Genomic DNA, 24,266 nt, shown 5'->3' on the forward strand with positions numbered 1-24,266 from the left:
CCTCGTTTGCAATAAAACATACGCATTAGAATGTATAAATACTATCTGGTATTTTTACCATACAGGGACGACAAAAATAATCCCGTCGGAGATTGAAATATAATCTAGCCATGCCGAAAGTGATTCCCGAATACAAAGAGGATGCGAAAAAGAAGATCATTCAGACCGCGATCGAGGTGATCGCAGAGAGGGGGTATGCGGAGGCGAGCATTCATGCGATCGCAAAAAGGCTGAACGTGAGTAAGGGAGCGATCTACTGGTATTTCCCGACAAGGGAGGCGCTTTTTCAGGAGGTTATGGCCACGATCCAGCGGCAGATGCAGGTCATTACGGATGATTCGCCGAAGCCTGCTTCACTGGATGCACTGTATTCGATTTTGTTTTCCCCGATCTTCGAGCAGTTCGATCTCGGCGATGAGGGGCGGCGTGCCCTTTTTTACGAGATGTTTGCGTTGTCCCTCAGGAATCCGGCGATCAGGGGGGCGACGGTGGAGTATCTGAATGCTCTGGTGGCGGCGACGGAGGGGGCGGTAAAACGGGAGCAGGAAAATGGCAGTATCCAGACGAAAACGGATGCACGGACGCTGGCATATATTATGGTGGCCCTGTATTCGGGTCTGCTGAATTATAAGATGACGGAAATGCCCGAAGAGGAGATCATGAAGATCTGGCAGGAGGGTGTGCGGCTGCTGGTTTCGAAGGGGGAGTAAGAGAATCTCACCTTCGAAAGTGTAGGGTCAGGTGCGAAAACATAAGAAAAACAAACCGCGAATCTCCGCGAATTCCCACGAATCGCATTTTTCTTGCGCCTGCGTGCTCTGCTCCGGCTTATCGCCTCCGCAGGAATCGCACGCCGGCTGGAAAAATGCTATAGGAAAAACCGGCGTGCCGGTTTTTCTCTTCGTTAACTTCTCTTTTTTTGTAAGTGAAAAATAATGTAACAACAGAAAAACCCGCACGCGGGTTTTTCCTATAGCATTTTTCAAGAGAGGATGCGATTCTGCGCAGGCGATCAGACGGAGCAGAGCATCCGAACGCAAGGAAAATGCGATTCGCGAAGATTGGCGGAGATTCGCGGTTGGTTTTCTTATAGTCCTATCAGAAAAAATCCGAAAGATCCATCTGGACCTTCTCCTCTTCTCCGAACGTTGAATTGATATTCATCTCCGTCACCTGGATCCGCTGATTCGTATAATCCGAAAGCGTATAATGCTCCGCCATATACTTCGAAATCTCCAGATACTTCGTCACGTTCCCCTTATGCATCGTCGCCTTCACCGGCCCCCCGCACTTATTACACTTCCCCGAAACCGGAATACGACGGTAGCTCGTCTTACACTTCGGACACCGGAACGCCTGCTTGGAAAACGACCGCAGATTACCGATCATATCCGGCATCAAATGACTGTTGATGATCCTTTCAGCCAGATCGTTCGTATCCACCGCACGGATTCGGTCAGCGAGCCCCAGCTCCGCCTTGATCTTATCCGCCGTTCCTTTCAGGATCGGATTCGTGTACATCGTATCGATCGGCCCCTCCGAGATATCCGTCGTATCGTGCGTAAAGGAAAAGCCCTCGAACTGGCCGGGCGTCTCAACCCTCTTCTCCACGTAATCCACGAACTTTCCAACCTCCTTTGGAGCACGGTACGTCAGACACGCCGTATACACCTCCAGCGGATAGCGGGGCATCACATCCACGTTCAGCGTCTCCTTATCCACCTCCTTTGGATTCAGCGTCGTCGTCAAAACGAGCGGGGCATCCATCGTCCCGCCGCGGGTGCTCGGCAGAAACGACCGCGAAAAGTTCAGCAGACCGTCCATCAGAAGCATCACGCAGTCCTCATCCCCGTCGCAGTTTCGCCGCTTTGCCGCATGGTAATACGGATGGGCGTATCCCGCCTTCGCTTTCGTGAACCCCACGATCCGGGCAAGCACCCCTGCACTCGTGTGCGGCGCAAGACCCATCACCAGGTGGCCCACCAGATCCTCCGGCGTTTTTACGTGATAAAACGCCTCCATCCCGTACACTTTTTCCAAAAGCTCGTCCACATACGCGGCGACCCGGACCAGATACTCGCCGCAGTCCACGGACACCATGATATCCTGCGGGTGGAGTTCCACGAGTTGCGAAGCATCCGTCAGATCGGCGCCGTGCATATCCTGCGTGTAGCCGATCGACCGGAGTTTTTCCACCGAAACCCCGACCTCGGCCGGCCTGAAATGCGTTAGAGGCAGATCGATCATATCATACCGGATCGTCCCGTCGCGGAACACGAAGATGTTGTTCTTCGCCCGAAGCAGACCCTTCTCCAAAGGCTCCACCACCCGTTCACGCGAAATAAGACCGCGAACCCCTTTCAGTTCCGGCGACGACGAAGCAGACATCCCGACGTTTTTCAGTGCCGCCGCGTACTCCTGACCTAGACTCACGATGCTCTCCTTCGAGCAGACCAGATTCGCCCCGCACTTCGGGCACGACTCCTGACCCTCCTCTCCAAGCTGATTACAGTGGGGACACCGATAGACCGCGTCCGTATGGGTGCCGCAGTCGGCGCACCGGCTCTTAAACGTCACCGTCCCGCATTTTGGACACCGGCGCTCTCCGGTCTGGACCTGGATAAGACCCTCGACCTGGCCGGTCGTCACCGACGTCCCGCGGAAATTCTCCTCCGAATCCGAACTGCAGATCTTCGCCGCATTGTCGATCGAACGCTTCATCCCGCCCGACTCGCCGATCGGGAAAAGCACGTGGACCGGCGGCTTCATCTTGCGGGGAGCGGATTTTCCGGGCCGGCCCATCCTTCCGCCGACCCGGGTCCCGGCCTTCGACCGCATCTTCAGACCGGAGAGAGATATCGCCATGGAAAGACCGTTTGAAAACGGCGGCAGGGTCTTCCAGGTCGGACTTTTTGCAAGCGTATCGGTCAGACCAAGCCCCATGATCAATGCAAGAGGCGTTCTGACAACGTAAAAGCCCTCTTCCACGGTGTGCGGCACGAGCAGCTCTTCGAGGACGGACTTCACCGCAGGATCTTCCGGGATGTACAAAACCCCTTCGCGAAGAGAGCCGGTCCCGGCGACTTTGTCCGAGAGGAAAATCAGCTGCCCCTCGCTGCAGTCGTCCCAGAACCAGGTGTAATCCGGATGAAGATAAGCTCCTTCGAGAACAAAAGAAAGAGCCTCGGCTTCGTTCTTCGGATGCCGGGGTCCTCCTTCCTGGATCCACCACTCCTCGCAGTAGCTCGGCGGCATCAGGACATGGTTGTTTTCCATGAATTCGCCGAACGAGATCAGGATCTCCCCGATGTCGAGGATATACTCCACCTGATCGTAGTATTTATTCGCATCATCGAGCGTGTCGATCCGGCGGAGTTCGCCGCTTTTCAGACGAACGGTCGGCCCTTCGATGTCCGTGCACGGCACAACACCGCAGGCTTTGCCCGGCCGCTCGACCTTCATCTGCGTGCCGACCGCGAGATAATCGTCAAGGATATGTAAGGTAGCCGGATTGAACCCGCAGGTCGCAAGTCCCGTATTTCTGCATCTGCCGAGGCGGAACCTGAAACCTCCTTTTCGCATCGGATACGAAAACGACGGCCGGCCGGCGAGCATATCCCGCATGTACTTGTCCTTTGGGTGGACACCTGGCTCTTCTTCAACCTCCTGAGCGGGCGTGTTGCCGCTGATGAGTTCTTCGAGCCACTCCCAGCCGTCGAGATTCATCTTCGCGACGTTTTTCTGGATCTTGGGGGCTTTCAGACCGATACCTTCGGCGATGACAAGCCCCATACCGCCCCTCACGACGTTCGTCTCGACCCGTTCCAGATTCCGGTACCCGGAGATCTCTTCCTGCTCGGTCGGTTCTCCGTCGATACAGATCGGGCAGTTTCTGATGATCAGACGTATATCGTCGTCTTTTGGGAGATACTGCATACTCTGGATGTTGTTGTATTGCTTGATCTCCTCGACGTAGCGTTCGATCTCTTCTTCACGGGGTTTGTACCGGTCGATGTTGAGAAGCCGGCGCACGTAATCGCCGACGAGGACCGAAAGTGCCTGGGCCGTTCCTCCGGCGGAACGGATGGGTCCTGCGTAGTAGATCGAGAGATACTCGGTTCCGTCGTCGTTTCTTCGAACGGCGACTTTTCCGATACCTTCGGTCGGTGCCGCGACCACACCTTCTGTGAGAAGAGCCATGGAGGTACGAATCGCATGATCGAGGATATCCTCCCGGGTCGATTCGCCGAACTCTTTGCCGACGAACGCGTCGCCGATCTTGAGTGCGGCCTCCTCTCTCGACATCCGGTCCTCCAGTTCCCGGATCTTGGCGGCCACGCCTTTGTATCCAAGCAGAGCCTCCACTCTTCCTGCAAGATCGCTCGCGATCGGTATCTCCACGTATGGCCGCGGATCGACGCCGAGGCTTTTCGCCTTATTGGCGATTTCCATCGCCCGGTCGAGTCCGGCAATAAGACCGTCGAGATACGCCCGGTAGGCAGGGGAGGTTACAAGTTCCGCCATGGATCAGTAATCGTATATCTGGAATTTGGCGAGCGTCAGGATAGCACAGCTTTTCACGGTAACATCCTGACTTTTGGCAGCTTCCCTCAATGAGGGGAGGGAGGGGTCTCCGATCTTTTCAAGGGCTGCGGCCGCCATACCCCGGGTCGTCGGGTTTTTCGACGAGAAAAGATCCACAAGCGTTGAAACGGCCTCGGGTCCGAACACGGCGAACACTGCTCCGTAATACTTCTGGACAGACATATCCGTCTCCCTTTCCGAAGCGGCGACAAGGAAGGGGATAACGGACGGCCCGATTCTGATCAGGGTACGGCCGAGATACCAGCGAAGATTCATAGACCCGGTCTTCAGAGCATCAATGATCTCCGGTATGATCCTGTCAGGATCCTCTTTTCCCAGAGCCGCGAGATCCATTACTGCCTCGTGACGCTGATCGAGGTCTTCAGCAGAGAGCCGGGCAATTACGTCTGCAGTATCCATTTACTTGATCACCTTCACGGCGTTTTCGGGGGAGACCTCGCTTTTTCCAAGAACTTCCTGCGGGGTGAAACCGCTTCCCTTGCCCGCCTTTGACGGTTTCGGCGGTTCCTGGCCGTACCAAAGCGTCAGCTGCGGGAATGGAATGTCGATGTCGGCTTTTCGCAGGGCCTGGAAGATCTTCCACAAAAGGTCCGTCCTCACATCCCACCAGAAGGCGGACGGGGCCCAGATCCTGACCTTCAGGTTGATACTGTTGTTGCCGAGTTCGTCCACATATACCGAAGGGCCCGGATTTTTCAGGGCATACGGATGCTTCTCGATGATACCTTTGATGACTTTGATCGCTTTATCCGCATCATCCGAGTATCTGATCCCGATATCATAATCGAACCGCCGGGCGATATGTGCCACATAATTCGTGATATCGGAGGTGAACATCGACTCATTCGGGATACGGACGAAGATACCACTGTAGGTACGGATCGTCGTGGACAAAATGCCTATGTCCTCGACATAGCCTTCGGTTCCGTTCACACTGATATTGTCGCCGACTCCTACCGGCCTCTCGAACATCAGCAGAACGCCGGCAACGAAGTTGGAAAGCGTGCTTTGCGACGCAAAACTGATCGCGAACGCCAGAATTCCTCCAGCGACGATCAGCCCGGAGAAGTCTATGTGCAGAAAAGGACTTGCCGCAACGATACCGACGAAGTAGGTTAACCATCGAACGATCTTTGCGAGAAACGTACTGTTGCTTACCTCGACTTTGCCGGCAAGGACACGCATAACAATGACGGAAAGGACTTTTGCCACGACATACGTCCCAACCAGAATGAGGATGGCCGCTAACAGATTGCCGTAGGTGATCTCCCCAAAAAGCGGAGTATCCAGAAATGCATTGCCGACGAGGATCTCGGTGGTGTTGTCAGCCATGTCAGATCAGCCCCATATCCATTGTATAAGCGGTGTCGTTGAGCATGCCGGTCACATTATAGAACGGCGTGAGTTTGCGGGTTTTAAAGAGCCGGTTCGACCGGGTCATGCCCTGACGGAGCGGAGTATCGACCCCGGTGACGACCGCCACGTCCGGGCTGATGATCTTCATCTCAGCCGATGCGGCAACGAGATTTTCGTCAAAGTAAAGGAAGAGACCTTTCTGGAATATAACGGCCCTGCCGACTGTCGCCCATTCATCGGATCTGTTTTCGATCTCGAGCTTCAGCAGACCCGCCTCGTAGTTTTTCATCGCCGGCGGATAATAATACACCTTGCTTTCGTTGAATCTGGTAACGACGCCGCGGTTCGATCCCCCGTAGAGGGAGTATTTGGGATATACATAGGAGACGATGTCGATGACATCAGTTGAGCCGCTTGGCGACTCGAGAAAAACGCCGATCTCGATAGGCATGGTTACAAAGATGACGCAGATTCCGTCGGGTTCGATCTTGATCGGATCGAATCTGATCTCCATGAAATCGGTGAGGTTGTCGGGGAGATTGAGCGGTTCGACGGGATGGATGAGCATATGACCGCCGTTTACGGAGATGTTGATATCGGTTTTCCAGTCCCCAAGCGCCCGTCTGTAATGATACATGCCTCTGTCCAGATCAACGGCAAGATTGAGACCTTCGAAGTTGACCGCATAGTCGATCGGGAATCTGCCGTATGCAAACTGCTTGAGATCGCTCCCGTTATCGTGCTCGTAGGTAACGGTCTCTTTTTCTTTCTTCCGACCACCGGAATGGAGTATTTTCAATGCCATGTTCATGCTCCTCGGACGTATATTTACTGTAGGTCGTATCGGGGTAAGTTAGTTTTCATTGGCCGGCGGGACGTGTATTTTCCGGCCCTGCAGTACCGAATACGAAAAAAGGTACGAAAAAAAGGAGAGGTATCAGTCGGCGATATCTTCCGGTGTTTTTGCAAGTTCGCTTGCGTTTTTCACCGATTCGACGGCTTTGGCGATCTCTTCCTTGTTCGGGAGGTCTCCTAAGATGCTTTCATCCAGAGTTATATCGGGGATCTCGTCGACCTCAGCAAGATCTTCCCCGCCGAGGAACTTTGCACCCTGCTTGACCAGATTGGTAAGCTCGAACGGGAAGATGATCTTGGTCGCCTGACCGTCGGCCATCTTCTGCATGGTGTTTAAGGAGAGGACCGTGATCGAACGTTTATCCAGACTGCGGGAACCAAGCGAAACGATCCGAAGACCCTGGGCTTCTCCCTGGGCTTCGAGGATCCGGCTCTGCCTGGTACCTTCCGCACGAAGGATCTTACTCTGACGTTCACCTTCGGACTCGAGGATCATACTCTGTCTGAGACCCTCGGCTTTGAGGATCGCAGCACGCTTTTCTCCGTCCGCACGCAGGATTGCTGCACGCCGTTCTCTTTCGGCTGCGGTCTGTTCGGTCATTGCCTGTTTGACGGCGCCGATCGGGTTGACCTCTTTGATCTCGACGCGTTCGATCTTGACACCCCACTGGTCGGTTTCCTTATCGAGGATATCTCTGAGCCTGCGGTTAATCATATCACGGTTGTAGAGAACTTCATCAAGCTCCATATCGCCGATGATTCCACGAAGACTCGTCTGGGCAAGGGCCACAGTTGCCTGACGGTAATTCGATACTTCGAAGAAGGCACGTTCCGGATCCATGACGCGGACATAAATGATCGCATCCACATCGGTCGGAGAGTTATCTTTGGTGATGACTTCCTGGGACGGAACGTCGATGACCTGGGTCCTGAGATCGAGTTTGTAGACAGTCGTGATGAACGGGACGACCCATTTGAAACCGGGATTGACCTGACCCGTGTAGGTTCCAAGACGGACAGCTAGTCCTTTCTGATACGGCTGAACGATGACAACACCTTTTGCAAACAGGAAAAGGATGATGACAACTAAAATTATTGCAAGTAATGTAAATGCATCCATAAATTAGACCTTTTTTACTGTGAGGTGAACCCCGCTTGCTGCGGTCACCTCGACTTTTGTTCCGGGAGGGATGGTCCCGTCAGTACATTTTGCACTCCACACGACGCCGTCGACCTCTACTTTGCCCGAGATGGAATCGGGAACGATTTCCACCGTAACAAAACCGGATTTTCCAACGATCGAGTCCTGTCCCGAGGTAGTGGGTTTCTGATCGGGGGAGAGTTTTTTGTACAAAAAGACCGTGATCACCGCAGCACAGATCGCTGCAAGCACGGTCAGCGTGATGCCCAGGGGGGAGGCAAGGAACTCTAACCCGAAAAAGAAGTCCATGACGCCGAGAAAGATCATGGCGGTTCCTGGAACTGCCATGAAAAATCCGGGCGAGCTGGCTTCGATAAGAAGAAGTGCTGCTCCAATCGCAATTAAAACCCAAGGTAAAACTGTAGGGCTGAGGAGTAATTCAAACATATCTGATATACTACTTATAGGCGAGGGGCGTTAAATAGTTGCTCTCGGGAAAAGAAATCCGGTTAACCGGGTTTTCTGCAAAAAAGCCGGTTTCCTCAAAAAATCAGAGGGCCTGGATGAACCGCTCCCCCTACCTTTTCTGGAGATAGATATTGATTCTGTCGCCGACATTCTGCTGAAGGTTTCTGTACCAGAATGCATAATCGTATCTATGATAGACGCCTTTGGGGAAATATGGTAGGGGCTCCAGATCCTCATCTGCCGGGATCGTGGCCATAAGCGCTCCGGTTTTCGGATCGATCTGGGCATCGGCGTAATGGATGACCTCACGCAGGAACTCCCCAGTTTCAACATTGTAGAACCGTGCGCCGAGATTCTCCGTGGCGGGAGCATACGTGGAATCGGTCTTCCAGTTCAAAGGATTGATGCATTTTGCCCCTTCCATAAGAACGAAGCTGCCGACCGCTGACGGAGACTGGGTGTTGTAGGTGATCACAACACCCGTGTCGTAGGCACCACCAGCCGCGGTGAGACCTGCTTTTTGAAGATCGTCATCCGTTACCGTGTAACCGATAAGATACGCAGCGATCAGACGGCTTCGCAGTTCTTCATCGCCCCCGAACCGGTTTTTGATAAGTTCGATAAGGGTCATTGTTCCCTGACTGTGTCCGGCAAGAATGAACGGCCGGCCGCCGCTGAAGTGTTCGAGGTAATACTCGAATGCGTCCTGAATGTCACGGGCTCCCTGTTTGAACGCTTTCGTGTCGGAGATGAGTTTATCGTCATCCTCCATCTTGACCCGTGATGTCATCTGACGGTAATACGGCGCGAATACATTCCCGTACGGCTCATAGACGCTTGCCTCGGTTGCAGAAAATCCCCGGGCAAGGGCCCGGTCCCCTTCATCAGCGATGGGCATCGAACCTGATTCATGGCTGCTCACCGTTGGATATACGTAAAAAACGTCAACCTCTTTCGAGATCCCAGGGAGATACAGCCAGTTGTAAGGATCGGAATAATCGACGCCTGCTTTTTCAGACATAATGAAGACCTTACAGTTAATACAGTCTCCTCTGGTAAATAATCTATTTGCAAAACCGCAAAATTCATCAGCGGGCCCTTCGGCCGGGAAAAATAGGGCGGGTAAAGAAGGGCCGCTTTTAGGTTTTCAGAAGATACGCGTTGATCCTGTCGCCGACATTCTGCTGAAGGTTTCTGTACCAGAATGCATAGTCAAACATATGATAGACGCCATCCGGGAAATACGGTCCGAGATCCAGCTTCTCGTCCGCCGGGATCGTGGCCGTAAGTGCCCCGGTTTTCATATCTATTCGGGCGTCGGCGTAATGGATGACTTCACGCAGGAACTCTCCCGTTTCAAAATTGTAGAACCTTGCGCCGAGATTTTCCGAAGCGGGAGCATAGGTCGAATCGGTCGTCCAGTTCAGCGGATTGATGCAGTTTGCTCCTTCCATAAGAACGAAGCTGCCGACTGCCGACGGAGACTGGGTGTTGTAGGTGATCACAACACCGGTATCAAACGCACCTTTTGCCGCGGTCAGACCTGCTTTTTGAAGATCGTCATCTGTTACCGTATAACCAATCAGATACGCGGCGATCAGACGGCTTCGCAGTTCTTCGTCGTCCCCGAACCGGTTTTTGATAAGTTCGATAAGGGTCATCGTTCCCTGACTGTGGCCGGCAAGAATGAACGGCCTACCAGCATTGAGGTGCTCAAGGTAATACTCGAATGCATCCTGAATGTCGCGGGCCCCTTGCTTGAACGCTTTGGTGTCGGTGATGAACTGATCTTCATCCTCCATTTTGACCCGCGTTGTCATCTGACGGTAATACGGCGTGAATACATTCCCGTACGGTTCATACACGCTTGCCTCGGTTGTGGAAAAAGCCCGGGCAAGGGCCCTGTCCCCTTCATCCGCGATGGGCATAGACCCAGATTCATGGCTACTTACAGTTGGATACACATAAAATATATCCACCGGTTTCGCGATCTCCGGGAAATACAGCCAGTTCTGCGGATCGGAATAATCGACGCCTGCGTTTTCTAACATAATGAAGACCTTACAGATAATACAGGCTCCTCAGGTATATAATGTGTTTGTGAAACCGGGAAGTTTATCCTGAAAAAATGGGGGTTAAAGAAGAAATGCGTTTAGGTTTTCAGCAGATAGGCGTTGATTCTGTCTTCGACATTCTGCTGCAGATTTCTGTACCAGAATGCATAATCATACCTGTGATAGACTCCTTCGGGATAAGCTCCGATATCCAGATCTTCTCCCTCAGGGATCGTGGTTGTTAGAGCTCCGGTTTCTAAATCGATCTGGGCATCCGAGTAGCCAACAACTTCACGAATAAATTCCCCGGTCGAATCATTGTAAAACCGTGCGCCGAGATTCTCGGAGGCGGGAGCATATGTGGAATCGGTCTTCCAGTTCAAAGGATTGATACAGTGGGCTCCTTCCATAAGCATGGGCCCGCCGACCGAAGTCGGGGACTGGGTGTTGTAGGTGATCACAACGCCGGTGTCGTATGCACCCTCGGCGGCGGTGAGTCCGGCTTTGGCAAGATCGTCATCCGTTACGGTATAACCGATGAGATACGCGGCGACCAGACGGCTGCGGAGTTCTTCGTCGTCACCGAATTTATTCTTGATCAACTCGATAAGGGCCATAGTTCCCTGACTGTGTCCCGCAATGATGAACGGCCGGCCGGCATTAAGATTGTTGATATAATACTCGAACGCATCCTCGACGTCAGCCGCTCCCTGTTTGAATTCTGCGGTATCGGTCGCGAGCATCCCGTCATCCATCTTGACGTTCGTCGTCATCTGCCGGTAATACGGAGCGAAAACGTTTCCGTACGGCTCATACACGCTTGCCTGCGCTGCAAAAATACCCTGGGCCAGGGCCCGGTCCCCCTCATCGGAGATGGACATCGAACCGGTTTCATTGCTGCTTACGGTTGGATACACGTAAAAAATATCCACCTCTTTGGAGACGTTCGGAAGAGACAGCCAGTTGTAGGGATCGGAGTAATCGATCCCGGTATCTATAAGATTCCCAGGCTCGCTGTTCTGTTCGGAAGGCTCAGTATTGATGCAGCCTGATGTAAAAATAAAACAAACACAAAGAAGAAGGAGGAAACCAAGAGAAAAACATCGTTTTTTACTGTTTTCCAATCGAATAAAGATCATACACATACTGTATTTTTCACCAGTAAAAAAGGTATTTATCTGACCCCGACCGGGTATGTTTCGTGTATGGTCGAACAGAGATCTGATAATTATAAAATTATGCGAGGCCGAAAAGCCTCATAACTCTCTGCATAAGATTCAGATTTTCTGTCTTCTCTTCCACCTTGGTTTCTTCCTCGGGCACTTTGATTTCCGGGGTGTGCATAACGAACTGGACTGAACTTACCTGAGTGTTCTTCTCGGAAACGAAGGATTTCGTGTTGTCGGTTCCGCCTCTGATGGGATCGAGCACTTCATTTATTTTATCGGTAAGCTTCGTGTCAAGCCCGGTCGTATTGTCTCTGAGTTCCCCCGTGCCGTCGGTCAGATTTGCCACGCCCTCTTTGAGATCGTTCGTCCCGTCGGTCAGTTCCGAAAGACCGAACGATAAGGCTGATGCCCCGTTGGCGAGGGTAAGAGATCCGGATGCCACAAGAGTGGCGTTCGAGGACGCATAACCGACTCCTGTCGTATATGCCACCAGACCAGTGTAGAAGGTTTGATACGAGGTAAGCTGCGTGAGAAGCTGCGTGAGCTGCCCGGTCGGATCGCCGGTTGAGCTGATGGCCGCGGTAAGAACAGCGGCGTAATTATCCTTCGTCAGCGTCGGAATACCTGATCCGGAAAGCTGTGCGTTTGCGGACGCCAGCAGGCCGCTAAAGATCTGATCGGCACCTCCGGTCAGGGCGGCATTCTGTCCTGCGAGCGAGGCAAGACCTAAAGACAGGGAATTCGTCCCGGATGCAAGAGTTGCCGCACCGGCCTGAACCTTATAACCCCCTGCAGACGCATTGATAATTCCCCGGGAAAGATTGTTTACACCGTCGCGAAGTTCCCATGCGCCGTCGTCAAGTTCGACGATCCCGTCGCGAAGTTCCGTAAGATCATCTTCCATTTCGCTTGTGTCAAGGTCAACATCGAGCGAAAGACGAATGCCGTTCAACGAGATCGCATCCATCCCGAAATCGACAACTGAAGAAGTAATGACGACATCGGCACCCTTGCCCGGGAAGAGGGTGTAGGAGAGCTGCTTGTCGCTTCCGACGTTTGCCATCGTTGCGCCGGATGCAACAATATTGCTGCATTTGTTCGCATCCAAAGTCACTGTCATCATAAGGGCATACTTTTCATAGAAGTCCTCCTTGTCCGACGGATCCTTGGTGATGACGATATGCATCTCGAGATTTCCGCTTTTACCTGCGATTTCATCGGCAGAGTAGGGAACGCCGTCCAAATAATAGGTGATATCGACATCCCACGGGATCGGAACGGATCCAAGATCTCCTTCGTAGTAGAGTTTTCCCGGATCTGTATCGATTGTTATTTCGTCGCCGTTGACATTGATCTGGTCGGTCGTGACCATGTTTCTGACCGAGGCGTACGATCCGTAATCCGTGATGCGGCCGCCGGTCTGCATATCGAAGATGTTTACGGCATATACGTGGCTGACCGATCCGTCACCGTTGAGATTGACATAGATGACTTCTTCTTTTTGTGTTCCGGCCGCAGCGGCCGGGACGATGAATAATGTGATTATTATCAGGGTTATGAGAATTTTTACCAATGATTTCATGTTATACTCCTGTTGTATCAGGCACAAACTGCATGTTCAGAGATGTTTTCTGGATGATCTTATCGAAGATCAGGAGAAGAGCCGGCAGGACGAACAGTACTGCAAGGATCGAAAGGATTGACCCTCGGCCAACAAGCATCCCAACTTCGCTTAAGAGAGCATTCGAGGAGAAGATCCACAAGGCAAGACCGGCTACCAGAAGAATGAAGGCGGAGACGAGAATCGAGACCGCCGCCTTCGAGATGGTCAGCTCGACGGCCTCCCGCTTGGGGTGAAGCTTTCTAAACTCAACATACCGGCTGGTAAACATAATCGCGTAATCGACAGTAATGCCGAGCTGGAGAGAACTGATGACCAGATACGAGATGTAGAACATCGGCTCTCCCTGGAAGTAGGGTATTGCGCAGTTGATCCAGATCGCCGATTTGATGACGAGAACGAGGATCAGTGGGAGGGAGATGGATTGGAATGCTATCAGAATGACGATGCAGATCGCAATGATGCCGACCGCCTCGATTTTGATATTATCCTCTTCGATAAACGATTTCATATCGTAAGCGTTGGCGATCTCTCCTGCCAGATACCATTCCCCGGGATAATGCTCTTCACCGATAGCCCGGATATTTTCAATCGCCGCAAAGGATTCGGGATCTTCGAGAGAGGTGTCGACGGTGATGATCATCCTGCTGTAGTTGGCGGATTCCAGTTCGGACAGGGTGCTTCCAGGGACATACTCCTGCGGAATTTCCGCACCGACTGTGCCCACGTAGGATATCACCGACACAACATTGGGTATCTCTTCGATTTGATCAAGCACTTCCTGCTCTTCTGCGAGATTCCCCTTCTGGACCATGAGGACAAGAGAGGAGGCCCCACCGAAGGTATCAGTGATCGCTATGGCATCCTGACCGATAGCTGTCCGTTCGTCGGAGAAGAGATCGAAGTAGACATAATCGTTGTTTTCGATGGCGATAACCGAAGGTATCACGATCAGGGCAAAGATGATGAGAGCGGGGAAGCTTAATTTGACGAGGCACTTTGCGAGTTTTCTCAGATCGGGAATGAACGGACGGTGCTGAGTCTTTTCGATGAGTTTGCTGCAGACAAGCGTGAGCGCCGGCAGAAGCGTGAAAACGCAGAGAAGACTGATGACGATTCCCTTCGTCAGAACAAGGCCAAGATCCGGACCGATCTGGATTCTCATCAGGATAAGGGCGGCAAAACCGATCAGCGTGGCAATACCGCATGCGGTGACCGAGCCTATGGATTTGACGAGGGCATGCTTCATCGATTCAAAGACCGGGATCCCGTCTTTGCGGATCTCGGTGAACCGGTACAAAACGAAGATTCCGTAATCAAGAGCGATTGCAAGCTGCAGAATGGCCGCAACTCCCTGCGTGATGAACGATATTTCTCCGAATATGATATTGGTTCCCATGTTGATGACGATGGCAACTCCTATCGTGAACATCAGGAGAAAAGGTTCGAACCATGAAGTGGTCGTCAGGAAGAGAATGGCAAGGATGAAAGGTATTGCAATCAGGAAGATCTTGACGATATCGCTTGAAAGCGTTCCTTTCGAGAAGGTCGAGGAGACGGAGAGGCCCGACATGGCGGCATCGTCACCGGCAAGTTCTGCAAGTTCGTTGACGGCGGAAGTGGCTTTTTCATTGTCGAGGGTGATGCTGAAAAGGGCGGTGTTGTTTTTGTAATACGCTTCGACGGCATCTGTGTCGAGGGTTTCGAACGGTACGTCAAGAGAGACGGCATCATCGAGCCATGTTACCTCTTCGACACCGTCGACGGCAGCGAATTGTTTTTTCAGTTCAAGTGCTTCCGGTATCGTGATGTCCGGCACCATAATACGTGCATTGGGCACCCCTTGCGTGAACTCCTCGTTCATCACATCAAGAGCGATGGTCGAGGGAGCTTCATCGGGGAGATAATCAATGATATTGTAGTTTACGGAGACCTGCGGTATCAGAATCAGACAGAGAACGGCGATCAGCAGGGTTATGATAATAACCTGTTTTCTTTTTTGCAGGATGGTTCCGGATATGTCTATCATAGGAAAAGCAGCCGTTTAACCGGTTGTCTGAATATGTCTCCCTGAATTTGTGATAAACATCTTGAATTTTCGACAAAATGCGACAGGTGTCTAATGATGTTATATTTAATGCTATCTTATTGAAAAAGAATTTATGACGAACCGACAAGACATATGTATAGACACATGTCCAAAGACGCAGCTCTCCAAAGCAATATCACCAAAAAGATGCTTGCGGCATCCCTGAAAAAACTGATGAGTGAAAAACCTCTCCATGCGATCACCGTAAAGGAGATCACGGAAAAATGCGGGCTGCACCGGCAGACGTTCTACTATCATTTCGAGGATGTTCACGATCTTGTCCGATGGATGTACGAGGAGGATGCGTTCGATCTCCTTATGCGCAGTGAGGAGGTGTTTTGCTGGCAGGATAAGATTTTGCAGCTTTTCGGCTATATTTCCGCGAACCGGGAGATGTGCGTGTGCACGCTCAATTCCCTGAGCCGAGAGACGCTGAAGGATTTCTTTAGTGCGGATCTGGAGAGGGTCGTCCGGGATGTCGTGCTGACCTACGGGCGCGATCTTCCACGTTCCGAAGGGTATGTCGAGTATCTCACGCATTTCTATACCGTAGCTTTTGCAGGAATTGTGGAGAGCTGGATTTTAGGCGAGATCGATCTTACCCCTGAGATGATCGTAGCATACATGGAAAAGACGGTCAAGGATCAGCTGAACGGGGCAGTGATGAGATATGAAAAAGGAAGAGAAACTGATTCAGGGCAGGGAGAGGGTGAGCAAATGATAGCTGATAATCCATTGGGAGAAAAACCCGCCGATTACAGCGATGCAAAAATATCCGTGTCGTTTACGGTAGGAGATCAACAATCTGCCAAGGAAATCGTGAAGGGACTAGGGTTTGCTGGAGAGATAACGGAGATAAAAAATGGGTTTGTTGTTTTGATTGCAGCCCAGCAGATTCCCGAAATTGTCCGGGCACTCGACAAAGAAAACATCGCCGTGTACGGGATCGTGCCGCAGATCTGAACCGGATGGTCTGCGGATGAACCCGTAAGGGCATGCATATTCACATGCCTAACGAAAACCTCCGGTTTTCTCCGCTAAGGTCCATCCTGCGGATGAACCCGCTTCAGAAATTAAACGTCTTCTGGACGATCTTGATCGCACAGAAATCGCCGCACATCGTGCAGGCATCGGAATCGGCCGGCATGCGGGAGTTTCTGATGCAGCGTGCCTTCTCTGCGTTTATCGAGACGGCATACTGGCGTTCCCAGTCGAGGTCGCGGCGGGCGTGCCCCATCTCGAGATCGGCTTCACGGGTCTTTGGGAGTTTGACCATATCGCCGACGTGGGCCGCGATGCGTGAACTCATAACTCCCTCATAGACCTCTTCGGGGGTCGGAAGAGCCAGATGCTCGGCCGGGGTTACATAGCAGATGAAATCTGCACCTGCGGCGGACGAGACGGAAGCTCCGATCGCAGCAACGCGGTCGTCGTATCCCGGAGCGATATCCGTTACCAGAGGACCGAGCATATAGAACGGTTTGTTGTTGGTGACCCGTTTTTCCAGCTGGACATTGGTTTTGATCTCATCGAGAGGGATGTGACCCGGACCTTCGAGAATGCACTGAACACCGGCGTTGTGTGCCTGATCGGCGAGTTCTGCGTTGATCAAAAGTTCCTGGATGGCGGCACGATCCGTGGCGTCATGACAGGCCCCTGCCCGCATGCCGTTTCCAAAGGAGAGGGTGACTTCGTGTTCCTTTAAGATCTCGACGAGGTAGTCGAACCTGCGGTAGAGAGGGTTCTCCATCTCGTTGTGCAGCATCCATGCCGTCATGAATGCCCCTCCACGGGAGACGAGACCGCCGTGTCTGCCCTGATTTTTCAGTCTCTTCACGGTCTCGTAGTTGATTCCGGTGTGGATCGCCATAAAATTCGTACCGAGTTTTGCCTGCTGCTCGGTGATCTTGAAGAGATCGTCCTCGTCCATGAAAACGACGCCGCCTTTGTTTCTGGCAGCTTCGATGAACGCCTGATAGAGCGGAACGGATCCAACGGAAAGGTTCGACTGTTCACAGACCCGGCGGCGGATATCGAGGAAGTCCCCGCCTGTCGAAAGCTCCATCAGCGAGTCTGCCCCGGCGAGTTCTGCCTGACGTGCCTTTTCCAGCTCCTCTTCCACATTCACGATATCAGACGAGGTCCCAATCGATGCATTCACTTTTGTGCGAAGTCCCGAGCCGATACCGCAGAGTTTTACTTTCCGGTAGGGCGTCATCGGGATGACGATATGACCGCCGGCAATTCCCCTGCGGATGAAATCTTCGGTGACCCCTTCGGATTTTGCCACGACCTTCATCTCTTCAGTGATGAGGCCTTTTTTTGCATCTTCAACGATTGTCATACCCTTACTTCAGGATGCTGGAGATTATAAACTATTTTATTTACTATAAATAAAAACAAATTTATTTGCTGATTTAACAAGTAAAATGTCATTTTATAGGGTTTTATTCAGGTAAATTCCAGATCTCAGGCAAGTAAAGTTGGTTTCAAAGAGTAGTCGGCTTGAGAGGTTTGAAAGAAATATTGTGCAATTCCAACGACCTTCACGGAGAGGGAAAGGGCCGGCGCAGATTAATGGCCCGGGTAGGAAAATTCTGGAACGCGGCTGATGAATACCAAATCAGGAAAAAAGAGAGATGATGTTTTGGATTAGTTGCCGGACGATCTGCCGAAGTTCCAGGAAAACAGATTCCTGAAGAAATTCATGACCCGGTCCATAAACTGATTCGTACTGCCGGAGACCGAGGTCTGACCCTGACCCGGGGAAGAAACGGCGATGAACTTGTAAGCTCCTTCCCTGTCCCTGATCGGCTGACCATCATGATAGATGCATGCCTCGGCACTCAAATTCTGTACCTCTTCCCAAAGCATCGTCCGGGTAAACGTGAATTCACGCATCTGGATGGGTGAACCGATCACAGCGTAGGTGGAGTTGACCCCGATCAGACTGCTGTTGGTCCCGTTATAGAGATAAAGACAGACCTGGTCGGCATCGGGATTGGTCCTGACGGTAAACGTGTATCTGTACATCGGCGTGCCTGACGTATCATTACTCTGCAAAGGCAGGACCTCTCCGGATGCGATTAAATCCAGTATCCTGGCATTTTGATACTGATTCCCGTATTGGTTCGCTGATCCAACAGGAGTCGGCGTCACACCGTTTGCGGCCTGAACAGAGAAGCATTGTTCCTGACACGTCTCTCCCGCATCGGAATACGCACAGATCGATAAACAGTACGCGTGACCTGCGGTGAGATTCTCCGAGGGAATGCCATACGACGTGGCGGATCCAAGCTCCCGGTTACTGAAGCACAGCGTATTCGTCGTCATATCTCTCAGCGTAACACGGTATCCTGCGGCTCCCGGGGCAGCACTCCACTGGGCATTCACGCAATTTCCGTCATTCAGCACGCAGTTCTGATTCTGGTATGGTGCCGAGATGCTGAACGGACCGGGACCGGCAGATGTGGTTGTGAAACTCATGACCGGTCCATAGGCAGTACCGTCTTGATTTACCGCGTAAGCTCTGTAATAATAGGTCGTTCCGGCGGCAAGTCCCGAAACGGTGGTACTGTACTTGCCGTACGAATGACCGCGGTATCCTTCAGACACCGTAAATGCAAGGTTCGAGGCTGAGGTCCCATACACAAAGCCAACGTCAGTTACATCGAAGCCGCCGTTTTTCTGTAAGTTCCCCTGAAACGTACATGAACCGGTGGTGATCCCATCACATGAAAGTGTTGAGATGGTGGGCAGATCGGCTGAGACCCCTGCAGAGAAAAGCAGAAAAACCAGCGCCGTCCCTAACAGGATCATAGGCAGTTTTCGCATGATAATCTGTGTTATATTCGAGGATATAAAATGCTAGAGGTAGAAGACCTTCCTTTGAAAAAGCGGGCAAAAAAAGATATGAGATATTTTTTAGATGGTTTTACGCTTCCAGACCGCTGGTGATCCTTCGTTCAAGGATGTACGGAAGAGCGATACCCAGAAGAATGATGATGACACCTACCCAGCGAAGTGCGGCGACCGGTTCGAGAATGATCACTGCGGCTGCAAGGACCTCGACCGGAAGTTCAGCCGAGTTCAGGATGGTCGCCATACCGGTACTGACTTTGGGAGCACCGACTGCAAGGAAGAAGATCGGGATCGCGATACCAAACAGACCAAGCGGAATACTGTAGGCAAGAGCATTCACATTCGTGATTCCTTCGATGACGGAAGATCCTCCGTAGACCGTTCCGACGAACAGCAGAACAAAGAGCATCCCGGCGGTAGCAATAAAGAAACTGCGGTTCATCGGCGGAAGTTCCGGGCTGACTCTGCCGCTCAGATAGACGAACAGAGCGTAGAAGAATGCTGCGAGAAGTCCAAGGGCAATACCGGCCGGATTCATCTCGGCAAGCGAGAGACCGGAACCGATGATGCCGCCTGCAAGGATCGTACCAACGAGGATGACCAGACAGGCGATCACTTTGTTTCTCGACGGAAGTTTTCTTCGGGTAACTGCCTCGATGACCACACCGATCCAGGAGTACTGGAAGAGTAAAACAACGGCAAGGGAAATCGGCAGGTATCCAAGCGAGAGGAAGTAACAGACCGTCACAAGAGCCATCACGATACCGGTGATGACGAGAGTAATCACGCGTTTCCAGAGCGGAAGAGTGCTTGGCTTATGCTTCGGCTGCTTTCTCTGATAGATGAACCAGACAAGAGCTACTAGAACGAGAAGAATGATCCAGCCGTAGAAGAATTTACCGACCAGAACGACCGGGATTCCAAAACCGTTCATTACGGCGAGCGTTACGATAGTTGAAAGGATTGCATACGAACAGGATGCCAGAAGCACCAGAAGCGAGCAAAAGACAACCGAGTTTGATAATTTTTTCAGATCCACAGAAGACTCCTTTCAATAAATTAGGCTGAAGAATCTATAATAAATTATGCATATTTTGCAATAAGTACAAATTACTTTAGTAACACGCAAAGATATCTGTGCAAGACTGCTTTAACGCTTGACAACCATTATTGTGTCATGGACGATGATGAAATTGGCAAACGTACCCAGAGTAATCTGAAAATTATGAATCCAGTTTCCGAAACAAAGCTTATCCTTGCGGGAAACTATGCCGGTCTCAAACCTGGAATGTCGGTGCTGGATATCGGATGCGGGAACGGGACCCTCTTAAATCTCTGGCATAAGGAGTTTGGCGTCTCCGGAACCGGCATCGAGCTGCAGAAGGAGTCGGCCTCCCGCGCAAGAAATCTTCTGCAGGGAACCGGGATTACGGTGATCGAAGGAGATGCCGCTGCATATATCCCGGATGAATCTTTTGATGTCGTGAGCGTTTTTGGCACGGCATTCATCTTCGGAGGGGCGGAAGCGGCTCTTCAACATCTCGCCGGACATGTAAAGGAAGGAGGCTGTCTTGTTATCGGAGACAGAGTCTGGAAGAAAACAATGGTGCCGCCGGAGTTTGCAAGAGAATGGCCTGAGGTCCCGACCGCGTTCGAACTTACTTCCACGGCAAGGGAACTTGGATTCACCCTCACCGGCATGATTTCGGCCTCATCCGACGACTGGGACCGGTATGAATCTGCGGTCTGGCAGAATGCGGCATCTGAAAATATGGATGAATATCTCCGACATATCCAGGATGAATACCTTGCCTACGGCAGGGAATTCATGGACTGGAGCTGCTTCGTGTTTCAGGGTTAGAGGATCCTTTTTTTGAACATCACAAAGATCAGGAGCACCGATAAACCGAGGGAGGCAACTACAATGGAGACGAAGGCAAACGGATACTCGGTCATCGGTACCGGAACGTTCATGCCGAAAAAGCCTGCAACGACCATCGGGATGGCCATAATGGCCGCAAAACAGGTGAAGAGTTTCATGATAAAGTTCACATTGTTATTGATGATCGAGGCAAATGCTCCCATCGTGCTTGAGATCGTCTCGGAATAGGTCTCTGCCATATCCAGAGCCTGATGGTTTTCGATGATGACATCGTCAAGAAGATCCCGGTCCTCTTCCTTTACGACCCCTGCCGGAATCTGGAGTTTGGAAAGTTTTTCCAGAACGGATTCATTTCCCTTGAGTGAATTGATAATATAGACGAGAGACTTCGAGAGGGCGAGCATTTGGAAGATCTCTTCATTCTTCGTGGATTTTTTGAGGGTCTTCTCGATTTCACTCGTCCTCTTGTCGATCCTTCGAAGGATTTGCACAAAAAGATCCGCATTTCTGTAGAGAAACAGCAGAATGAACTTGACCCTATTCTCTGTTGAAAAATTCTTGATCTTCCCGGATGCGAACTGATCGAGGATCGGATTTTTCCGAAGCGAGATGCTGATGAGGCAGTCGGGCAAAAGAACGAAACCGGCAGGAATAGTGGTGTACGACTCGACATCATCCTCGGTCAGGAAATACGGCGTATCGATGAGGATGAGGGAGGCGTTCGTATCATGTTCGACACGCGGACGCTCCTCTTCGTCCAAAAGGATCGTAAGATCGTCTCTGTCGAGAGAGAGTTCCTGACAAACATACGACACCTCCTCATCCGTTGGACTGATGAGACGGATCCAGCAGCCTTTCGTGATGCTGTCCTGTTTGACCGGGAGTCTGCTCTCGTTTACGGAGGAGTATATCTCGATCATGATCTGTTAGTGATTCATAGGGGACAGAGATATAATAAATGATTCCTGAGAAAAGTGGGTGGACTTTTGAAGGACCAAACCGAAAGGGTACTGTCAGAAGTCTCATCCCGGGGGTTTACAATCAATAATACAACCTAGGAGTATATATACCCCTGACCGCGCGGTGCGATAATGCCCCAGGATTCAGCAGAAATGCCGTTCTCTCTCAGAGAGATAGGCTCACATTTTTTCTATTTTTCCCGTATTTTCGTATGTTTTGCTGAGGGGGGTTCAGTCTGAAAACATGCGCTGAAGATACTCAAACGCGGCAATCACTTCGGTATATTCCCTGCGCATTCTGGGGTTGGTATCCGGATGGTATTTATCGCGAAGATTTCGGAATGCAAGCGATGTTGTGGTAAAATCCGCATCCATAGGGAGCCCGAGGATACTGTATGCCCGTTCTTTTGTCATTTCTTCGATCATATCACCTAATCTGTTGATTCATATTACATAAATATTATGGGAACTTAACTAATATCTCGTATCTAATTGGGTTTTCATCACCTTTGGTGTGGGTCGAAGATCCAAAATAGGGAGTGTATTCTTGTGGTAGACTGGAATTTAATCGGGATCATTGCCGCATTTGTCATATATTTCGGCATAATGATCTACATAGGCTTCTTCTATATGAAGAAGAACAAGACCGTTGGAGACTATATTCTTGGAGGCAGAGGCCTTCACCGGTGGGTTACGGCACTTTCGGCCGAAGCATCGGATATGAGCGGCTGGCTTCTTTTGGGTCTGCCCGGTCTTGCGTATGTATCGGGCCTCTCGTCGGCCGGATGGACCGCGATCGGTCTTGCGATCGGTACCTATCTGAACTGGAAACTGGTTGCAAAACGTCTGCGGATATACACGCACAAAGCAAAAGACTCGCTCACTCTTCCCGAGTTCTTTGTTAACCGGTTCGGCGACAAAAAAGCCTATATATCGGCACTTTCCTCGGTTTTCATCATCGTCTTCTTTGTTGTTTACACTGCAGCACAGTTTGTTGCAGGCGGAAAACTCTTCAATGCAATCTTCGGTGTTGACTACACATGGGCGATGCTCGTCTGTGCAGCGATCGTCGTCCTGTATACCTTCACCGGAGGATTCAAAGCCGTATGTCTGACGGATTCAATCCAGGGAATGCTGATGCTTTTCGCCCTGATTCTCGTCCCGATCGTCGCGATCGTCACCATGTTCGGGACCGGCGGAGGATCCGCTGCGGCCCTCAACCCGGACATGCTTTCCCTCTTTAAAGATCCGTCCACCGGAGAGTTCATCTCGGTCTTTGTAGTCGTATCGGGTCTTGCATGGTCATTCGGTTACTTTGGTCAGCCGCACATTCTGCCGAGATTCATGGCGATCGAAAAGCCCGACGAGATCCCGCAGGCACGAAGATTTGCCATGATCTGGGTCATTTTGACACTGGCGGCTGCAATCTTCATCGGTCTTTTAGGTCAGGTCTTCTTCAGCACCCCTCTCGCAAGCCCCGAAACGGTCTTTATCGAAATGAGTAAAGAGACGCTCGCGAGCTTCCTTGCAGGTATTATTTACTGCGGTATTCTTGGAGCTATCATGAGCACGGCATCAAGTCAGATGCTTGTTGCATCCTCGGCAATTTCCCAGGATCTCTACAAGACCTTCATCAACAAGAAAGCATCCCAGAAATCGTTACTCTGGTTATCCCGCGTAACGGTTCTCGTCGTCGCAATATTCGCGATCTTCCTCTCGCTTGATATCTCCAGTTCCGTCTTCGGCATCGTTTCTTTTGCCTGGGCAGGATTTGGAGCAACGTTTGGTTCGGTGATCCTCGTCGGACTCTTCTGGAAGAGAATGAACTGGCAGGGAGCTCTTGCCGGAATTCTCGTCGGAGGCGTTACGGCATTCCTCTGGTACATGTTCCTTGCAGCCCCAACAGGAATCTATGAGATGATCCCGGGCGCAGCGGCAAGCGTTCTTGCTATCTTCATTGTTACGAAGATCACGGCACCGCCCACAAAAGAAGTTACCGATACCTTTGATGCATACGTTAAAGAGATCGGTAATGAGAGAACCTGATCTCTCACCTCTTTTTTTCAAGAATTTGTGCTAATAAACTTCTCATAGATACGTTGCCGCATGATTCCTGACCAATTTTTTAAAGGTGGGCGAACATAACCTCAAAGGCGCATTTGATATGTAAAATCTTAAACATTTGTACTTCAATTACGCGAGGTTG

The 24,266-nt window shown here is 51.3% G+C and carries 20 protein-coding genes; 4 read left to right on the forward strand and 16 right to left on the reverse strand.

What is annotated here, in order from left to right:
* Window positions 1-110: 110 nt before the first annotated feature.
* Entirely contained in the window at window positions 111-710 is a 600-nt protein-coding gene (locus MLAB_RS08990) for a TetR/AcrR family transcriptional regulator (RefSeq protein ID WP_011834061.1), read from the forward strand.
* 388 nt (window positions 711-1,098) lie between these two features.
* Here MLAB_RS08990 and MLAB_RS09000 read toward each other — a convergent pair whose 3' ends face one another.
* From MLAB_RS09000 to MLAB_RS09050, 11 genes are all read right to left on the reverse strand, one after another.
* Complete coding sequence (locus MLAB_RS09000; protein WP_011834063.1) at window positions 1,099-4,524, reverse strand: DNA polymerase II large subunit; 3,426 nt, start codon at window positions 4,522-4,524, stop codon at window positions 1,099-1,101.
* A gap of 3 nt (window positions 4,525-4,527) precedes the next feature.
* Entirely contained in the window at window positions 4,528-5,004 is a 477-nt protein-coding gene (locus tag MLAB_RS09005; RefSeq protein WP_011834064.1) for a HEAT repeat domain-containing protein, read from the reverse strand.
* Entirely contained in the window at window positions 5,005-5,937 is a 933-nt protein-coding gene (locus tag MLAB_RS09010) for a mechanosensitive ion channel family protein (protein ID WP_011834065.1), read from the reverse strand.
* Window position 5,938: 1 nt separating this feature from the next.
* Window positions 5,939-6,766, reverse strand: a complete 828-nt coding sequence (locus MLAB_RS09015; RefSeq protein WP_011834066.1) for a DUF432 domain-containing protein — start codon at window positions 6,764-6,766, stop codon at window positions 5,939-5,941.
* Window positions 6,767-6,898: 132 nt separating this feature from the next.
* Entirely contained in the window at window positions 6,899-7,936 is a 1,038-nt protein-coding gene (locus tag MLAB_RS09020; protein WP_011834067.1) for an SPFH domain-containing protein, read from the reverse strand.
* 3 nt (window positions 7,937-7,939) lie between these two features.
* Entirely contained in the window at window positions 7,940-8,404 is a 465-nt protein-coding gene (locus tag MLAB_RS09025; protein WP_011834068.1) for an NfeD family protein, read from the reverse strand.
* Window positions 8,405-8,534: 130 nt separating this feature from the next.
* Window positions 8,535-9,446, reverse strand: a complete 912-nt coding sequence (locus tag MLAB_RS09030; protein ID WP_011834069.1) for a DUF3089 domain-containing protein — start codon at window positions 9,444-9,446, stop codon at window positions 8,535-8,537.
* Between the two features lie 118 nt (window positions 9,447-9,564).
* Window positions 9,565-10,476 (reverse strand): DUF3089 domain-containing protein, encoded by a 912-nt coding sequence (locus MLAB_RS09035; RefSeq protein ID WP_011834070.1) that lies wholly within the window; start codon window positions 10,474-10,476, stop codon window positions 9,565-9,567.
* A gap of 101 nt (window positions 10,477-10,577) precedes the next feature.
* The gene (locus MLAB_RS09040) at window positions 10,578-11,624 is read right to left on the reverse strand and encodes a DUF3089 domain-containing protein (protein ID WP_011834071.1); all 1,047 of its coding nucleotides are present in this window, start codon (window positions 11,622-11,624) and stop codon (window positions 10,578-10,580) included.
* A gap of 91 nt (window positions 11,625-11,715) precedes the next feature.
* Complete coding sequence (locus MLAB_RS09045; protein WP_011834072.1) at window positions 11,716-13,230, reverse strand: nucleic acid-binding, OB-fold, tRNA/helicase-type; 1,515 nt, start codon at window positions 13,228-13,230, stop codon at window positions 11,716-11,718.
* A 1-nt stretch (window position 13,231) separates the two neighbouring features.
* Window positions 13,232-15,298: an efflux RND transporter permease subunit gene (locus MLAB_RS09050; protein ID WP_011834073.1), complete on the reverse strand. Its 2,067-nt coding sequence runs from the start codon at window positions 15,296-15,298 to the stop codon at window positions 13,232-13,234.
* A gap of 165 nt (window positions 15,299-15,463) precedes the next feature.
* On the opposite strand from MLAB_RS09050, the gene MLAB_RS09055 reads away from it, so the two are divergent.
* A complete protein-coding gene (locus tag MLAB_RS09055) occupies window positions 15,464-16,321 on the forward strand; it encodes a TetR/AcrR family transcriptional regulator C-terminal domain-containing protein (protein WP_048062135.1) in 858 nt (285 codons plus the stop codon).
* A gap of 103 nt (window positions 16,322-16,424) precedes the next feature.
* On the opposite strand, the gene thiC is transcribed toward MLAB_RS09055, so the two are convergent.
* The 3 genes from thiC to MLAB_RS09070 form a co-directional block, all read right to left on the reverse strand.
* A complete protein-coding gene (gene thiC / locus MLAB_RS09060) occupies window positions 16,425-17,702 on the reverse strand; it encodes a phosphomethylpyrimidine synthase ThiC (RefSeq protein WP_011834075.1) in 1,278 nt (425 codons plus the stop codon).
* A gap of 308 nt (window positions 17,703-18,010) precedes the next feature.
* Window positions 18,011-19,192 carry a fibronectin type III domain-containing protein gene (locus MLAB_RS09065; RefSeq protein ID WP_011834076.1) on the reverse strand — a complete coding sequence of 394 codons (1,182 nt, stop codon included), beginning with the start codon at window positions 19,190-19,192 and terminating at the stop codon, window positions 18,011-18,013.
* A gap of 100 nt (window positions 19,193-19,292) precedes the next feature.
* Window positions 19,293-20,258, reverse strand: coding sequence for an EamA family transporter (locus tag MLAB_RS09070; RefSeq protein WP_011834077.1), 966 nt, complete (start codon window positions 20,256-20,258; stop codon window positions 19,293-19,295).
* A 138-nt stretch (window positions 20,259-20,396) separates the two neighbouring features.
* Here MLAB_RS09070 and MLAB_RS09075 point away from each other — a divergent pair, with 138 nt between their 5' ends.
* A complete protein-coding gene (locus tag MLAB_RS09075; protein ID WP_011834078.1) occupies window positions 20,397-21,080 on the forward strand; it encodes an SAM-dependent methyltransferase in 684 nt (227 codons plus the stop codon).
* Here the strand turns inward: MLAB_RS09075 and MLAB_RS09080 are convergent.
* On the reverse strand, window positions 21,077-22,021 hold the full coding sequence (locus MLAB_RS09080) for a magnesium transporter CorA family protein (protein ID WP_011834079.1): 945 nt from the start codon (window positions 22,019-22,021) through the stop codon (window positions 21,077-21,079). The two genes, MLAB_RS09075 and MLAB_RS09080, sit on opposite strands and share 4 nt — an antisense overlap.
* Before the next feature lie 270 nt (window positions 22,022-22,291).
* Window positions 22,292-22,486 carry a DnaJ domain-containing protein gene (locus MLAB_RS09085; RefSeq protein ID WP_048062137.1) on the reverse strand — a complete coding sequence of 65 codons (195 nt, stop codon included), beginning with the start codon at window positions 22,484-22,486 and terminating at the stop codon, window positions 22,292-22,294.
* A gap of 123 nt (window positions 22,487-22,609) precedes the next feature.
* Here MLAB_RS09085 and putP point away from each other — a divergent pair, with 123 nt between their 5' ends.
* Window positions 22,610-24,106: a sodium/proline symporter PutP gene (gene putP / locus MLAB_RS09090; protein ID WP_011834080.1), complete on the forward strand. Its 1,497-nt coding sequence runs from the start codon at window positions 22,610-22,612 to the stop codon at window positions 24,104-24,106.
* Window positions 24,107-24,266 lie beyond the last annotated feature (160 nt).

This window comes from Methanocorpusculum labreanum Z, from assembly GCF_000015765.1.
Lineage (GTDB): Archaea > Halobacteriota > Methanomicrobia > Methanomicrobiales > Methanocorpusculaceae > Methanocorpusculum > Methanocorpusculum labreanum.

What these genes read in the sequence shown, in the direction of transcription:
- MLAB_RS08990 (WP_011834061.1), top strand. Translation starts at nt 111, where the DNA reads ATGCCGAAAGTGATTCCCGAATACAAAGAGGATGCGAAAAAGAAGATC.
- MLAB_RS09000 (WP_011834063.1), bottom strand. Translation starts at nt 4,524, where the DNA reads ATGGCGGAACTTGTAACCTCCCCTGCCTACCGGGCGTATCTCGACGGT.
- MLAB_RS09005 (WP_011834064.1), bottom strand. Translation starts at nt 5,004, where the DNA reads ATGGATACTGCAGACGTAATTGCCCGGCTCTCTGCTGAAGACCTCGAT.
- MLAB_RS09010 (WP_011834065.1), bottom strand. Translation starts at nt 5,937, where the DNA reads ATGGCTGACAACACCACCGAGATCCTCGTCGGCAATGCATTTCTGGAT.
- MLAB_RS09015 (WP_011834066.1), bottom strand. Translation starts at nt 6,766, where the DNA reads ATGGCATTGAAAATACTCCATTCCGGTGGTCGGAAGAAAGAAAAAGAG.
- MLAB_RS09020 (WP_011834067.1), bottom strand. Translation starts at nt 7,936, where the DNA reads ATGGATGCATTTACATTACTTGCAATAATTTTAGTTGTCATCATCCTT.
- MLAB_RS09025 (WP_011834068.1), bottom strand. Translation starts at nt 8,404, where the DNA reads ATGTTTGAATTACTCCTCAGCCCTACAGTTTTACCTTGGGTTTTAATT.
- MLAB_RS09030 (WP_011834069.1), bottom strand. Translation starts at nt 9,446, where the DNA reads ATGTCTGAAAAAGCAGGCGTCGATTATTCCGATCCTTACAACTGGCTG.
- MLAB_RS09035 (WP_011834070.1), bottom strand. Translation starts at nt 10,476, where the DNA reads ATGTTAGAAAACGCAGGCGTCGATTATTCCGATCCGCAGAACTGGCTG.
- MLAB_RS09040 (WP_011834071.1), bottom strand. Translation starts at nt 11,624, where the DNA reads ATGTGTATGATCTTTATTCGATTGGAAAACAGTAAAAAACGATGTTTT.
- MLAB_RS09045 (WP_011834072.1), bottom strand. Translation starts at nt 13,230, where the DNA reads ATGAAATCATTGGTAAAAATTCTCATAACCCTGATAATAATCACATTA.
- MLAB_RS09050 (WP_011834073.1), bottom strand. Translation starts at nt 15,298, where the DNA reads ATGATAGACATATCCGGAACCATCCTGCAAAAAAGAAAACAGGTTATT.
- MLAB_RS09055 (WP_048062135.1), top strand. Translation starts at nt 15,464, where the DNA reads ATGTCCAAAGACGCAGCTCTCCAAAGCAATATCACCAAAAAGATGCTT.
- thiC (WP_011834075.1), bottom strand. Translation starts at nt 17,702, where the DNA reads ATGACAATCGTTGAAGATGCAAAAAAAGGCCTCATCACTGAAGAGATG.
- MLAB_RS09065 (WP_011834076.1), bottom strand. Translation starts at nt 19,192, where the DNA reads ATGCGAAAACTGCCTATGATCCTGTTAGGGACGGCGCTGGTTTTTCTG.
- MLAB_RS09075 (WP_011834078.1), top strand. Translation starts at nt 20,397, where the DNA reads ATGGACGATGATGAAATTGGCAAACGTACCCAGAGTAATCTGAAAATT.
- MLAB_RS09080 (WP_011834079.1), bottom strand. Translation starts at nt 22,021, where the DNA reads ATGATCGAGATATACTCCTCCGTAAACGAGAGCAGACTCCCGGTCAAA.
- MLAB_RS09085 (WP_048062137.1), bottom strand. Translation starts at nt 22,486, where the DNA reads ATGATCGAAGAAATGACAAAAGAACGGGCATACAGTATCCTCGGGCTC.